The following is a 13516-nucleotide window of genomic DNA, read 5'->3' as shown; positions in this document are numbered from 1 at the left end:
CGCCGGGACTGTCGGAGACAAGCCGATGAACACCACCACCCTCACCCGCTGGAGCCTGCGCCTGGCCTCGCTGCTGGCCTGCCTCGCGCTCTGGCAGGTGCTCAGCGCGCGCCACGTCAACCTCGGCGTGGTCACCTTCGCCAACGTGCCCGGCCCACGCGATGTGCTCGACGCCGCCTGGAACCTCGTCCAATCGAGCAAGCTCGGCCGCCACCTGGGCAGCAGCCTGCTGCGGGTGCTCGCCGGCTACCTGCTGGCGGCCTGCGCCGGCATCCTCCTCGGGCTTGTGATTGGCCGTGGCCGCTGGGCGCGCGACAGCCTGTTGCCACCACTGGAGGTGCTGCGACCGATCCCGGCGGTGGCGTGGATTCCGCTGGCGATCCTGATGTTCCCCAGCTCCGAACTGTCGATGATCTTCATCACCTTCACCGGCGCGCTGTTCCCCATCCTGCTCAACACCATCCACGGCGTCGAAGCAGTCGACCCGCGCCTGCTCGCCTCCGCCCGCAGCCTCGGCGCCGGTCGCCTGGCGTTGCTGCGCGAAGTGGTGCTGCCGGGCGCCGCGCCGAGTATCGTCACCGGCCTGGCTATCGGCATGGGCACCTCGTGGTTCTGCCTGGTGACCGCCGAGATGATCTCCGGGCAATGGGGCATCGGCTACTACACCTGGGAGTCCTACACCTTGCAGAACTACCCCGACATCGTCGTCGGCATGCTGCTGATCGGCGTGCTCGGCATGGCCAGCAGCCTGCTGGTGCGCCAGCTCGGCGCGCTGGTCACGCCCTGGCAGCGCCAGGCCGGGGGCAAGCCATGACCTTGCCCGCCAGCGCACCGGGGCGCGTGCGCGTCGACGGCCTGTCGATCCACCTGGGCCGCGGCCGTGACGCCTTCGAGGCCGTGCAGTCCCTGAGTTTCGCCATCGAGCCGGGCGAGTTCGTCTGCGTGCTCGGCCCCTCCGGCTGCGGCAAGTCCACCCTGCTCGGCGCCCTGGCCGGGCATCTGACACCCAGTGCCGGCCAGCTGGAAGTGGACGGCACCCGTGTTGCCGGCCCTTCGCCCGAGCGCGGCATGGTGTTCCAGCACCACACCCTGCTGCCCTGGCGGCGGGTGCGCGACAACGTCGCCTTTGGCCTGAAGATGCGCGGCGTGCCCCGCGCCGAACGCCATCGCCAGGCGGACGAAATGCTCCAGCTGGTGGGCCTGAACGGCTTCGCCAACCGCTGGCCGTCGCAGCTTTCCGGTGGCATGCAGCAGCGCGTGGAGATCGCCCGCGTGCTGATCAACCAGCCGCGCCTGTTGCTGATGGACGAACCCTTTGGCGCCCTCGACGCGCAGACACGGATGATGATGCAGGAGCTGCTGCTGGACATCTGGACGCGCCTGCGCACCAGCGTGCTGTTCATCACCCACGACATCGACGAGGCGCTGTTCCTCGCCGACCGCATCCTGGTGATGAGCCCCCGCCCCGGACGCATCCTCGAAGACATCCGCCTCGACTTCCCGCGCCCGCGCCACGCCGACCTGCTCACCAGCCCGGAATTCTCCCGGCTCAAGCGCCACTGCCTGGAACTGCTGCGCCACGAAGACGGCCGCCAGCTGCCCCGCCTGACGCCCCTGGGCCTGCCCACCCCCCAACGGATACCGCGATTCGCCATATGACCGACTTCAATCCCCCATCCAACATCAGCACCGACAACCCCGACATCCTCGACCTGCAGCCTCGCCTGCAGGACGCCGACGCCGGCGTGCGCCGCATCGCCCTGATCGAGCTGGCCGACCTGGAAGAGCCCGACGGCCTGCCCTGGCTCGCCCACGCGCTGAACCATGACGCCGCCGCCAGCGTCCGCGCCGAGGCCGCGCGCCTGCTGGAGGCCTGGGAAGAGCCCGAGGTGGTGGACGCCCTCTGCCAGGCCCTGGCCGACCGTGATGACGACGTGCGCGAAGCCGCCGCCCAGAGCCTGAGCGAGCTGAAGACCGCCGAAGCCGGCGTGCGCCTGCTGCCCTGGACGACCCACGCCGACGTCTTCGTCCGCCGCAGTGCCCTGCGCGCCCTGCGCGAATTGCGCCTGGAAGAAGCTGCCGAACCGGCCCTGACGGCGCTGGACGACAGCGACTCCGGCGTGCGCCGCGAGGCCGTGGGCATCCTCGGCTGGCTCAAGCGCACCGACGCCCTGCCGCACCTGGCGCGCCTGACCCGTGACGACCCGGACGCCGAAGTCCGCCGTGCAGCGGCCGGCGCCCTCGGCCTGGCCATCGACGCCAGCGTGCTGCCGGCCTTGCAATCGGCGCTCGCTGACCCGGCGTGGCAGGTGCGCGAGGAAGCCGCCGCCACCCTCGGCAAGCTGGCCCTGCCGGAAGCCGGCGAAGCCCTGGTGCAGGCACTGGAAGACGACTTCTGGCAGGTGCGCCTGCGCGCCGCGCGCTCGCTGGGCAGGCTGCGCTACCTGCCGGCGCTGGAAGGCCTGAAGGTCGTGCTCGGCCACGGCATCAGCAACCTGCGCAAGGAAGCTGCGCTTGCGCTGGGCGAACTGGGTAGCGCGGATGCCATCGACGCACTGCGCAACGCCGAGCACGACGGCGACCCGGAAGTGCGCAAGGCCGTGCGCATCGCGCTCGCACAACTGGGCCAATCGACATGAACACACCGGTCGCGCTGCACCGCTCCAGCGCCGACGGCGAGTTGCGCATCCGCTGGGACGACGGCGTCGAACAGGGCATCGCCTTCACCCGCCTGCGCGGCGCCTGCCCCTGTTCGCAGTGCCGGGCAGCGCGCCTTCAGGGGCGCATCGAGCTGGTCGCGGCCGGGGTCGTCCTGCAGGAACTGAACCTGCAGGGCTACGGCGTGCAGCTGGTGTTCGACGACGGCCACGACCGGGGAATCTACCCCTGGTCCTATCTCAGAACACTCAGCTGATCGCGCGGGCCAGGTGCTCCAGCACCCGCTCCACCGCGCGCTCCAGGCAGCCCTTGAAGAAGTGGTCGGCGCCGGCGTAGAGCACCACCTCGCGCTGCGCCGGGCGCGCCCAGTCCAGCAGGTTGCTCAGTGGCGCCATCTCGTCCGCCTCGCCGTGCAGCAGCAGGCAATCGGCCGGCAGGTCCTGTGCCTCGTAGTCGCGGCCGCCGGGGACCGTCCCTACCGGCAAGCCCATCAGGGCGATGGCGGCGGCTGGCGGCGAAAGCTCGCTGGCAACGCGGGCGAACACGTACGAGCCAAAGGAAAAACCGACCAGCGCCAGCGGCAGATCGGGGAATTCGCTGCGCAGGTGCGCAATCACCGCGAGCATGTCCTGCGCCTCGCCGATGCCTTCGGCGTACTCGCCCTCGCTGCCGTCCACGCCACGGAAACTCGGCCGCACCGTTAGCCAACCGGCACTACAGAGCTGGCGGGAAAGGGTCAGCGGCACGCGATGCTTCGGGCTGCCGCCGAGCAGCGGCTGCGGGTGGCTGATCAGCGCGATGCCTTTTGCCGGCACGCCCGGCCGGTCGATCAGCAAGTGCAGCCTGCCCACCGGGCCATTGATCAGTTGCGTGCTGCGCTGTTCTTTGGACATCGACTCTTCTCGCGGAACGGGTACGGAGCGCCGATTGTAGCGCCCCGCTCGCATTCCAGGCTTGCAGAAGGCAGCACCCGTAGGGCGCATAACCTGGAACAGGTTATCCGCCACGCAGCTGGAAGGCTTGCGGCGGATAACGCTGGCGCGTTATGCGCCCTACGGGTATGCAGCGGAACCCGCCAGGCGTTACAGGATCGACAGCGGGTAGTCGACGATCAGGCGGAACTCGTTGACGTCGCCCTCGGCCTGGTCGGCGTTGCCGCGGTGGATCGCCTCGCGCAGGCGCAAGGACAGGTCCTTCGCCGGCCCGGATTGCACCACGTACTTCGCCTCCAGGTTGGTTTCGTGGTGCTTGCCGTCATCGCCATAGCCATAGCCGCGGTAAGGGCTGTCGGCGGCCATCTTGCTGCCGTCGATGCCGTGGCCGTTGACGTAGCGGGCCATGAAGCTCAGGCCGGGGATGCCGTAGGTGGCCATCGCCAGGTCGTAGCGCAGCTGCCAGGACTTCTCCTCCGGGCCATTGAAGTCCGAGTACTGGATGGAGTTGGCGAGGAAGATCGAGTCGCCGGTGTCGCCGGGGCCGTTGACGCCGAAGGCCACGTAGTCGAACGGCGTGTCGCCGTGGACCTTCTGGTAGGCCAGCGTCAGGGTGTGGGCGGTAAGGAAGGTATACGCGGCGGCGGCGGACCAGGTGGTGTTGCTGATCTCGCCGGCCTTGGCGCTGCCGTCGTCGTTGGTGCGGTAGATATTGAAGTCGACGTTCAGCGACTGGTCGTCCGCCAGCGGCAGCGTGTAGTTGGCGTTGCCGTAGTACTGGCGCCACACGTCTTCGAGCTTGGAGGCATAGAGGGAGAAATTCAGCGCGTCGTTGACCGCGTACTTGCCACCCACGTAGTCGATGCTGCTGGCCTCGACGTTGGCATAGGAGGCCCAGATACCATGGTCGCCGTTGGTGGTCACCGGGCCGTTGCCGCCGGTGAAGTGGCCGCCGTCCAGGTCCAGCCCGGCGATCTCGCTGCTGAGCACGTTGAAGCCGGTGGCGGTCTGCGGGAACAGCCGGGTACCGCCAGCGGCGAATACCGGCGCAGTAGGCTGCAGGTCGCCCCAGCGCAGTTCGGTCTTCGACACGCGCAGCTTCACCGCACCACCGGCGCGGCCGTATTCGCTTTCCGGCGAGCCGTCGTCACGCACCGGCAGGTTGCCGGTGCCGGAAGTGCCGGCGCCGCCGTCCAGGCGGATGCCCCAGTTGCCGAAGGCCTCGACACCGAAGCCGACCGTGCCCTGGGTGAAGCCGGAGCTGTAGTTCAGCGTGAAGCCCTGGGTCCAGTCCTTGCGGTCACTGGCGCCGGACTTGCGGTCGCTGTTGTAGTAGTAGTTGCGCATCAGCAGCGAAGCGGTGCTGCCTTCGATGAAGCCGGTGGCTTCGGATTGGTCGGAAACGGCGGCGGCTTGCGCCAGTTGGAACGGAATGCCGGCCAGCGATGCACTGACACAGGCACCGAGCACGGAAAGACGGAACGCGGACATCTGCTACCCCTTTGTTGGATTTGTCTTGGCAGGTGTATCGAGTGAGTTCTGAACAACTTTCTTATGTTTCCCCGCCCTAGGCAGAGCGAGCGAAGAGATAACAATCCGCCGTCTGCGTCTCCAACCAGCAGTGTCGATAGTCGATATCGAGACGAATGATTAAGCATTTTCCCGCCGCGCCATTAAGCTTGCGCCCCGATGAAGAACATGAGTCCCGGATGCCCGCTCCAGAGCGTCCGGAGGATTGCTCCACTTCATCATCCTTTGGTTTGGCCGCCTCCCCAGGCGGCCTTTTTTTGCCTGAAGGAAAGTTATGGAACATCCGTTCCAGACCATTTCCCGGATAACTATCCCGGCCACTTCCCAAGTTATTCAGCCGGTACTTCCCAGTAACTTCACTTAACTTTGCCAGGCAAGTTGCGCAGGATCGGGCAACTAGTTCGCCAGCCGAAAACTTGCCTCGCACACCGTTCATCCCCTGCGCCCTTCCTCCCCCCACCGAGTCACTTGCGCAAAGCAAGCCACCGCATTAGATTACGACCATAATTCTTTCCGGCCCGACCTTGCCTGCAGCCTTGCCAGGCCCGTGACAAGGCGGCCCCATTAGATGACACTACTCATGTAAAGAGGTGCAGCATGCGCAGAACCCGCTTCGAAAACCTGCCCTGCCCCGTGGCCCAGGCGCTGGACCTGATCGGTGACAGCTGGAACGTGCTGATCCTGCGTGAAGCCTTCTACGGCTCCACCCGCTTCGACCAGTTCCTCGCACGATTGGGCATCGCCAGCAACGTGCTCACCCGCCGCCTGCGCGCCCTGGTGGACAGCGGCCTGCTGCAGCGCCACCCGTACAGCGACCACCCGCCGCGCTTCGACTACCAGCTCACCGAGCGCGGCCGCGACCTGCGCCCCGTCCTGCTGACCCTGCTGCAGTGGGGCAAGCGCCACGCCGGCATGGCCAGCGCCGCCGAGCTGGTGGACACCCGCAACGGCCGCCCCGTGCGTATCGCCCTGGTGGATGCCGACAGCGGCGAGCCCATCGGCCCGCAGCACCAGATTCACCGTCGCGAGGGCGGCCTGCTCGTCCCCGTGTTCCCACCAGCAAATCCTCAGAACATCCCCCCAGCCGATCACGCCTGAGCGAGGCCACCATGAACCAGCCCGTCACCCTCCCCGCCACGCCCGCCGTCGACACGGCCAGAGCGAAATCACGCAAGGTGCTCAAGTTGAGCATCGTCATGGCGGCCCTTCTCGGCGCGGGCGCCTACGCCGGGCACTGGTGGCTCGACGGGCGCTTCCTGGAGAAGACCGACGATGCGTACGTCGGTGGCGATGTCACCGTCATCAGCCCGCGCGTGGCCGGCTACATCGCCGAGCTGAAGGTGAACGACAACCAGCTGGTGCATGCCGGCGACCTGCTGGCGCGCATCGATGACCGCGACTACCGCGCCGCCCTGGCAAAAGCCGAGGGCGCGGTGCATGCCGAAGAAGCGGCGCTGGGCAATGTCGACGCCCAGGCCTCGCTGCAGGACGCGCTGATCCGCCAGAGCCAGGCGGAGATCGATGCAGCCAGCGCCGAGGAAGTGCGCACCCGCGACGACCAGCGCCGCTACGCCACCCTGGTGCGCACCAACGCCGTATCGGTGGAGGCCGCGCAGCGCGCCGACGCCAGCTTCAAATCCGCCCGCGCCAACAGCGACAAGGCCCGTGCCAGCCTGCTGGCCGCGCGCCGCCAGCTGGACGTGATCCAGAGTCAGCGGCAGCAGGCCCAGGCCGCGCTGGAGCAGGCCGTCGCCGCCCGCGACCTGGCGCGCCTGGACCTGAGCTACACCGAGTTGCGCGCCCCAGTGGACGGCTACATCGGCAACCGCCGCGCGCGGGTCGGCAGCTACGTTGCGGCCGGCACCCAGTTGCTCGCCGTGGTGCCCGCGCAGGGCCTGTGGGTGGACGCCAACTTCAAGGAAGACCAGCTGGCGCGCATGCAACCCGGCCAGGCGGTGACCATCGAAGCCGATATCCTGCCCGGCAAGGTCTTCCACGGCCACCTCGACAGCCTCGCCCCGGCCACCGGCGCGCAGTTCAGCATCCTGCCGCCGGAGAACGCCACCGGCAACTTCACCAAGATCGTCCAGCGCGTGCCGGTGCGCGTGCACCTGGACGACGCCGACGGCCGCCTCGGCAACCTGCGCCCCGGCCTTTCCGTGCTGGTGCAAGTGGACACCCGCGCCCACGAGCATGGCGACGCCGACCCGCGCGTCGCCCTGAGCAACCAGCCGTGAACCTCTCCGCCAGCAAGCGCTGGATCGAAAGGCACTGGAGCAGCGAGGTGGTGCCGGTGGAGAGCCTTTCCACCAGACGCAAGGTCATCTCCTTCGCCTGCATGTGCCTGGGCATGTTCATCGCCCTGCTGGACATCCAGATCGTCTCCGCCTCGCTGCGCGACATCGGTGGCGGGCTCTCGGCCGGCGCCGATGAACTGGCCTGGGTGCAGACCAGCTACCTGATTGCCGAGATCATCGTCATCCCGCTCTCCGGCTGGCTGTCCAAGGTGCTCTCCACGCGCTGGCTGTTCGCCGCCTCGGCCCTGGGCTTCACCCTCACCAGCCTGCTCTGCGCCATGGCCTGGAACATCCAGAGCATGATCGCCTTCCGCGCGCTGCAGGGCTTCCTCGGTGGCTCGATGATCCCCATGGTGTTCACCACCGGCTTCCTCTACTTCGACGGCAAGCAGCGGGTGATAGTCGCCGCCACCATCGGCGCCATCGCCTCCCTGGCGCCGACCCTCGGACCGGTGGTCGGCGGCTGGATCACCGACATTTCCTCCTGGCCCTGGCTGTTCTACATCAACCTGGTGCCGGGGCTGTTCGTCGCCATCGTGGTACCGGTCATGGTGCGCATCGACAAGCCCGACCTGTCGCTGCTCAAGGGCGCCGATTACCCGGCGATCGTGCTGATGGCGCTGTTCCTCGGCTGCCTGGAATACACCCTGGAGGAAGGCCCGCGCTGGAACTGGTTCAGCGACGACATCATCGTCATCACCGCCTGGGTTTCCGCGCTGTGCGGCATTGCCTTCATCTACCGCAGCCTGACTGTCGCCAACCCCATCGTCGACCTGCGCGCACTGAAGGAACGCAACTTCGCCCTAGGCTGCCTGTTCAGCTTCGTCACCGGCATCGGCATCTTCGCCACCATCTACTTGACCCCGCTGTTCCTCGGCCGGGTGCGCGGCTATGGCGCGCTGGACATCGGCCTGGCGATCTTCTCCACCGGTGTCTTCCAGATCATGAGCATCCCGCTCTATGCCGCCCTTGCCCGGCGCGTCGACCTGCGCTGGATACTGTTGCTGGGGATGCTGATGTTCACCCTGTCGATGTATGAATTCGCCCCGCTGACCCACGACTGGGGCGCGGCCCAGCTGATGTTCCCGCAGGCCCTGCGCGGCATGGCGCAGCAGTTCTGCGTGGCGCCGACCGTGACCCTGGCGCTGGGCTCATTGCCACCGGAGCGCCTGAAGCTCGCCTCCGGGCTGTTCAACCTGATGCGCAACCTGGGCGGCGCCATCGGCATCGCCGCCTGTGCCACGGTGCTCAACGACCGCGCCAACCTGCACTTCCTGCGCCTGGCCGAACACCTGAACAGCGGCAACGAAGCGCTCAACCACTGGCTGGCGCCGTCCCTGGACCTCAACGGCGAACCTTCGCAACAGGCGCTGAAACACCTGTGGGACCTGACCTGGCGCGAGGCGCAGACGCTGACCTTCGCCGATGCCTTCCTGCTGGTCGGCGCCTGCTTCGCGGTGACCCTGCTGCTGGTACCGTTGATGCGCAGGATCGCCCCGCCCACTCAGCCCAGTGCAGACAGTCACTGAAGCCTGATTCGCCGGGCCGTCAGGCCATGTCGCTCGCGCCGAACTCCTCGGCGAGGAAGTCGATCAGCGTGCGCACCGAGGGCAGCAGGCCACGGCGCGAGGGGAAGATCGCATGGACGATGCCGCACTTGGGCGACCAGCCCGGCAGCAGCTCCACCAGCCTGCCGGCGGCCAGGTCCTCGCGCACCGCCACGCGCGGCACGTGGGCGATGCCGACGCCAGCGATCACGGCGTTGCGCAGGGCCAGCAGGTCGTCGGTGACCATGCGCGGCTTGTGCGAGATCAGCAGGCGCTCGCCCTCCTCGTTGAACAGCTCCCACTGGTACTCACGCTGCATGCCGCCCCAGTGCAGGCTGGGCAGCTGGCCGAAGCCCAGGGGTGAACTGTCGCCGGCCATGCGTTCGAGGAAGTCCGGGCGTCCTACCAGGCACTGGGTACTGTTGCCCAGCACCTTCATCACCATGTCGGTGTTCTCCAGCGGCGGGAAGCGCACCCGCAGGGCGATGTCGAAGCCCTCGTGGAGCAGGTCGACGCGGCGGTTGGTGCTCTCGATGAACAGCTCCACCAGCGGGTACTTGAGCATGTAGCGGGTGAGCATCGGCCCGACCCAGGAGTTGAGCAGCGTCGTCGGGCACGCCAGCCGCACCAGGCCGCGCGGCTCGGCACGGTTGCGCTCAATGACCTCGGACGCCCCTTCCGCTTCGACGCGCATGGCCACGCAGCGCTGGTAGTACTCCTGGCCGATCTCGGTCAGCGAGCAGTGCCGGCTGGTGCGGTGCAGCAGGCGCACGCCGAGGCGTTCCTCCAGCTGGGCAATGCGCCGGCTGAGCTTGGACTTGGGGATGTCCAGCGCCCGGCCGGCCGCGGCGAAACCACCCTGCTCCACCACCTGGGTGAAGTAATAGAGGGTGTTGAGGTCTTCCATGGATCGTTCTCCGCATGGAACGCTGGGAAAGCTGCGGAGCTTACCGCATCGCGCGGTGCGACATGTGCTTGGCTCGGGGCGGGCGACGTCCGCGCTGGTCGCCGCGCGGCGGATAGCGCTGACTCGTTATCCGTCCTGCGGTTTGGCCCAGACGTCGGCCCTGCCGGCGGATCGCGGGCGCGGCCCGCTCCTACAGGTTGGGTCTGGTGTGCTGTTGTAGGAACGGGCCATGCCCGTGAATAGCGCCTGTAAGGCGCTGCTGAAATCCCCTCGATATCCGGGACAAACCACGAATATTCCCACCCGCCAACCGACTTGTGGGCCTACACGGGCCGTCGCTAGATTCCAACCCGCCACGGTCAATCCCGTGGTCGGGTGTGAAGACCTGCTAACCGACGCGATTGCGTCGACAATGCATGCGAAAACAGCGAATCGTTTTTGTAGGCCCCCACGCAACTGCAGGAAACTGCAGCGCTGATATGGCGGATCGCGTGGGGAGGCTTTCGGGCCTGCCGGCCTTCGGTTCCGGTTCTTCACCCCCACGCGGTCCGCCTCCCTCTTGAGGACGGCGGTTTTCTCCTTGAACCGGAGTACCTGCCATGGATGCCCTGATTAGCGTCACCGCCACCACCTTCCTGCGCCACAACCGCCCTGTACGCGGCGTGATGATCGACAACCAGCCCTGGTTCGTCGGCACCGACGTCGCCCGCCTGCTCGGCCTGCACCACCCCACCGTCCTCGCCCGCCGCCTGGAGGAAGGCGAAGCCAGGACCGTGCGCCTGCTGCACAACAGCGGCAACGAGGAGCGAGTCGAAGTCATCAGTGAAGCGGCGCTGTACATGGCGTTCTACCGCCACAGCCACCCGGAAAACCGCACCCTTCGCCAGTGGTTCAGCCACGAGGTGATCCCGCAGTTGCGCGACGAGCACACCCAATGCCCGCACCAGCCACGGCGCATGCGCATGACCTGGCTGGATGGCTTCGTCACCGTGCTCGACTGGCAGGGTGAAGTCTGGGTGCCGCTGGAAGATCTGCCGACCTTCACCCGCGTCGGCGACAAACCCAAGGGCCCACGCGGGTTCTGGAAGCGCTGAGACGACGCGGCCCGCCAGCTGGCGGGCCCCATCGGTGGACGGGTCCGGCGTCAGCGCAGGGTATAGCCGTTGTCGACGATCAGGTCCTGGCCGTAGATGCCGCGTGCCTGGTCCGAGAGCAGGAAGACGATGGCATCCGCGACGCTCTCCGCTTCGAGGAACTGCCCGCCCAGCAAGCGCTGGTTGACACTGGCGGCGACGCTTTCCAGGGCGCTGGCCTCCAGCCCCAGGGTGCCCCAGATGGCCGTGGCGGTCGGCCCCGGCGAGACCATGTTGATGCGCACGCCCTCGCCCGCCAGTTCCACGGCAAGCGTTCGCGCCTGGGCCCGCAGTGCGGACTTCGAGGCGATGTAGGCCGCCAGCCCCGGAAAGGTCACCTGGGACAGGAAGGTGCCGATGAACACCACGGACGCCGGGCGCGCCAGTTGCTCACGCAGTGCGCGCAGGGTGTTCAGCGCGCCGGCGCCGTTCACCGCCCACTGCTGCGCGAAGGCGGATTCGTCGAGCCCATCGGCCAGTTGAGCGATGCCGGCATTGGGCAGCAGATAGTCGACGGGACCCAGCTCGCGTGCCAGTTCGGCCAGGCGCTGGAGGTCTTCGCGGTGCGTCACGTCGCCGGCCAGCCAATGCAGGCGGTCGCCGGCAATGTCCTGTAACGCTGCCGGCGCCTCGCTGCGTCGCGCCATGGCCAGTACGCGGGTACCCTCGCGCAACAGTCGCCGGGCCACGGCCAGCCCGATGCCGGAGCCGGCTCCGGTGATTACGGCAAGGGGAGTTCTGGTTTCACTGCTGGGCATCTGTCCTTCTCCTTCGATGACAGGTGACGGGCGCTGCGGCGCAGCGCGCCTCGGTGCAGGCGAATGCGCCTGCACACCTGGCATTCCAAGCTCCGTGCCAGCCGCAGGGCCCGGAAGATTCGCGGCATTGCGGGCAACCGATGTCAGAATGACCCGGCCATTTCGAGGTCAATCGGACTGCAAAGGTCCGTTCTACCCGATTCCGACAGAACCATCCGAGGCCGGCTTGCCGGCCTTTCAGGAGGAAAACAGCATGCAGCACAGCATTCGCCCCGAGCGCCCGGAAGACCTGCCAGCCATTCGCGAAGTGACCACCGCCGCCTTCGCCGTGGCCGAACACAGCAGCGGCACCGAAGCCGCCATCGTCGACGCCTTGCGCGCGGGCGGCGCGCTGAGCGTTTCCCTGGTCGCCACGGTGGAAGGCGAAGTGGTCGGCCACGTGGCTTTCTCGCCCGTCACCCTGGACGGCGCGGACCTCGGCTGGTACGGGCTGGGGCCAGTCTCGGTGCGACCCAACCTGCACGGCCGGGGCATCGGTGCGGCATTGATTCGCGCCGGGTTGCAGCGCCTGAGCGCCCTGGGCGCGAAAGGCTGCGTGGTGCTCGGCGACCCGGCCTACTACCCGCGCTTCGGCTTCCGTCAGGACCCGGCGATCCAGTATTCGGGCGTGCCGCCGGAATACTTCATGGCGCTGTCGCTGGACGGTTCGAAGGCTGTCGGACAGGTTGCCTACCACATCGGCTTCTCTGCCACCTGACCACGAGAACAGTCTCCATGTCTCCATCGATCCGCACCGTATCGATCCGCCCCGCCACCCCGGCGGACATCGACATCCTCTTCGACATCCGCACCAGCGTGCGGGAGAACCACCTGAGCCGCGAGCAGATGGCCGAGCTGGGCATCACCCCGCAGGTGCTGGCCGAGGCGATCGAATCTGCACCCTGCGCGTGGATCGCCGAGATCGACGGCGTTGCCGGCGGCTTCGCCATGGTGGATAGGGAGGAAGGAGAACTCTTCGCCCTGTTCGTGCGTCCGGAGTGCGAAGGGCTGGGCATGGGTCGCCGGTTGCTGGCGGCGGCCGAGGAGCAGTTGTTCCGCGAGCACGGGGACATCTGGCTGGTGACCGATGGCAGCGACGGCATTCGCGCCAACGCCTTCTACCGCCGCCACGGCTGGCAATTGGCCGGACGCGTGGATGAGCGGGATGTGCGCTACGAAAAATCCCGCTCCTGCAGGAAACCACGTGGCTGACAGGAAACGCCGTCAGAGCAGCGACTTGCCCTGGCTGAGCACCTTGTCGCACACCTGCTTGGTGACCTTTTCCTTGATGCCGCTGCCGGACAGGTCGAGGCTCTTGCCGTCAGTACCGGTCAGGATGCCCTTGGCACCGTCCTTGTAGCCGCTGTCGCTGGTGGTGGTGTTGCCCGGCAGCTTGCCCAGCAGCTTGTCCTTGACCTGGGTCGCGGCGTCGGCATTGAGGTAGTTGTTCTTCGCGCAGTACTCCAGCAACCCGGCGACGTTGCCGCTACTGCTGGAAGACACCGACGACATGTTGCCGAGGCCACCGAGCTGGCCGGCAACGTCGCCGAGGGAGGCGGCCTGGGCCAGCGACCAGGGCAGCAAGGCGGCGGCGAAAACGCTGGGAATCAGTTTGCGGGCCTTCATGGGACTCTCCTGTTCATGGGGCTCTCCCGGTTGCGGGCGACACAACACGGAGCGCCACTGCGAGTGTAGACATGCCTTGCGCACGCCAA

The 13516-nt window shown here is 67.5% G+C and carries 15 protein-coding genes; 10 read left to right on the top strand and 5 right to left on the bottom strand.

The annotated features are described in order from the left end of the window. Positions 1–25: 25 nt before the first annotated feature. Genes J2T47_RS18440 through J2T47_RS18425 form a run of 4 tightly spaced genes read left to right on the top strand, consistent with a single transcriptional unit; the run spans position 26 to position 2914 of the window. On the top strand, positions 26–814 hold the full coding sequence (locus J2T47_RS18440) for an ABC transporter permease (protein WP_253449795.1): 789 nt from the start codon (positions 26–28) through the stop codon (positions 812–814). Next, positions 811–1659 (top strand): ABC transporter ATP-binding protein, encoded by an 849-nt coding sequence (locus J2T47_RS18435; RefSeq protein WP_253449792.1) that lies wholly within the window; start codon positions 811–813, stop codon positions 1657–1659. Before J2T47_RS18440 ends, J2T47_RS18435 begins: the two co-directional genes overlap by 4 nt. Further along, the gene (locus J2T47_RS18430) at positions 1656–2639 is read left to right on the top strand and encodes a HEAT repeat domain-containing protein (RefSeq protein ID WP_253449790.1); all 984 of its coding nucleotides are present in this window, start codon (positions 1656–1658) and stop codon (positions 2637–2639) included. Before J2T47_RS18435 ends, J2T47_RS18430 begins: the two co-directional genes overlap by 4 nt. Next, entirely contained in the window at positions 2636–2914 is a 279-nt protein-coding gene (locus J2T47_RS18425) for a DUF971 domain-containing protein (protein ID WP_253449787.1), read from the top strand. The genes J2T47_RS18430 and J2T47_RS18425 overlap by 4 nt, the downstream gene beginning before the upstream one ends. Here J2T47_RS18425 and J2T47_RS18420 read toward each other — a convergent pair. Together J2T47_RS18420 and J2T47_RS18415 are read right to left on the bottom strand one after the other, a co-directional pair. Further along, positions 2907–3551: an alpha/beta hydrolase gene (locus tag J2T47_RS18420; protein ID WP_253449784.1), complete on the bottom strand. Its 645-nt coding sequence runs from the start codon at positions 3549–3551 to the stop codon at positions 2907–2909. The two genes, J2T47_RS18425 and J2T47_RS18420, sit on opposite strands and share 8 nt — an antisense overlap. 189 nt (positions 3552–3740) lie before the next feature. Then, a complete protein-coding gene (locus tag J2T47_RS18415; protein WP_253449781.1) occupies positions 3741–5081 on the bottom strand; it encodes an OprD family porin in 1341 nt (446 codons plus the stop codon). Positions 5082–5717: 636 nt separating this feature from the next. Here J2T47_RS18415 and J2T47_RS18410 point away from each other — a divergent pair. The 3 genes from J2T47_RS18410 to J2T47_RS18400 all read left to right on the top strand — a co-directional run bounded on the left by J2T47_RS18410 (position 5718) and on the right by J2T47_RS18400 (position 8946). Further along, positions 5718–6218: a winged helix-turn-helix transcriptional regulator gene (locus J2T47_RS18410; RefSeq protein WP_253449778.1), complete on the top strand. Its 501-nt coding sequence runs from the start codon at positions 5718–5720 to the stop codon at positions 6216–6218. Between the two features lie 11 nt (positions 6219–6229). Further along, positions 6230–7357: an HlyD family secretion protein gene (locus J2T47_RS18405; RefSeq protein ID WP_253449775.1), complete on the top strand. Its 1128-nt coding sequence runs from the start codon at positions 6230–6232 to the stop codon at positions 7355–7357. Positions 7358–7458: 101 nt separating this feature from the next. Continuing rightward, complete coding sequence (locus J2T47_RS18400; RefSeq protein ID WP_253450387.1) at positions 7459–8946, top strand: DHA2 family efflux MFS transporter permease subunit; 1488 nt, start codon at positions 7459–7461, stop codon at positions 8944–8946. 19 nt (positions 8947–8965) lie between these two features. Here the strand turns inward: J2T47_RS18400 and J2T47_RS18395 are convergent, their stop codons facing one another. After that, positions 8966–9871, bottom strand: a complete 906-nt coding sequence (locus tag J2T47_RS18395) for a LysR substrate-binding domain-containing protein (RefSeq protein WP_253449771.1) — start codon at positions 9869–9871, stop codon at positions 8966–8968. Positions 9872–10470: 599 nt separating this feature from the next. On the opposite strand from J2T47_RS18395, the gene J2T47_RS18390 reads away from it, so the two are divergent. Next, complete coding sequence (locus tag J2T47_RS18390) at positions 10471–10965, top strand: BRO-N domain-containing protein (protein WP_253449768.1); 495 nt, start codon at positions 10471–10473, stop codon at positions 10963–10965. Positions 10966–11015: 50 nt separating this feature from the next. Here the strand turns inward: J2T47_RS18390 and J2T47_RS18385 are convergent, their stop codons facing one another. Beyond that, positions 11016–11762 (bottom strand): SDR family oxidoreductase, encoded by a 747-nt coding sequence (locus J2T47_RS18385; RefSeq protein ID WP_253449765.1) that lies wholly within the window; start codon positions 11760–11762, stop codon positions 11016–11018. 253 nt (positions 11763–12015) lie between these two features. Between J2T47_RS18385 and J2T47_RS18380 the strand changes: the two genes are divergently transcribed. Both J2T47_RS18380 and J2T47_RS18375 read left to right on the top strand, forming a co-directional pair. Then, positions 12016–12519: a GNAT family N-acetyltransferase gene (locus J2T47_RS18380; RefSeq protein WP_253449762.1), complete on the top strand. Its 504-nt coding sequence runs from the start codon at positions 12016–12018 to the stop codon at positions 12517–12519. Between the two features lie 17 nt (positions 12520–12536). Continuing rightward, positions 12537–13013 (top strand): GNAT family N-acetyltransferase, encoded by a 477-nt coding sequence (locus tag J2T47_RS18375; protein WP_253449758.1) that lies wholly within the window; start codon positions 12537–12539, stop codon positions 13011–13013. A 12-nt stretch (positions 13014–13025) separates the two neighbouring features. Here the strand turns inward: J2T47_RS18375 and J2T47_RS18370 are convergent, their stop codons facing one another. Further along, entirely contained in the window at positions 13026–13427 is a 402-nt protein-coding gene (locus J2T47_RS18370) for a DUF2501 domain-containing protein (RefSeq protein WP_253449755.1), read from the bottom strand. Positions 13428–13516 lie beyond the last annotated feature (89 nt).

It is taken from the genome of Pseudomonas nitroreducens (assembly GCF_024170165.1).
GTDB lineage: Bacteria > Pseudomonadota > Gammaproteobacteria > Pseudomonadales > Pseudomonadaceae > Pseudomonas > Pseudomonas nitroreducens_C.
The sequence above is the reverse complement of the archived record's forward strand: the minus strand, read 5'-3'. Positions and strand labels throughout refer to the sequence as shown.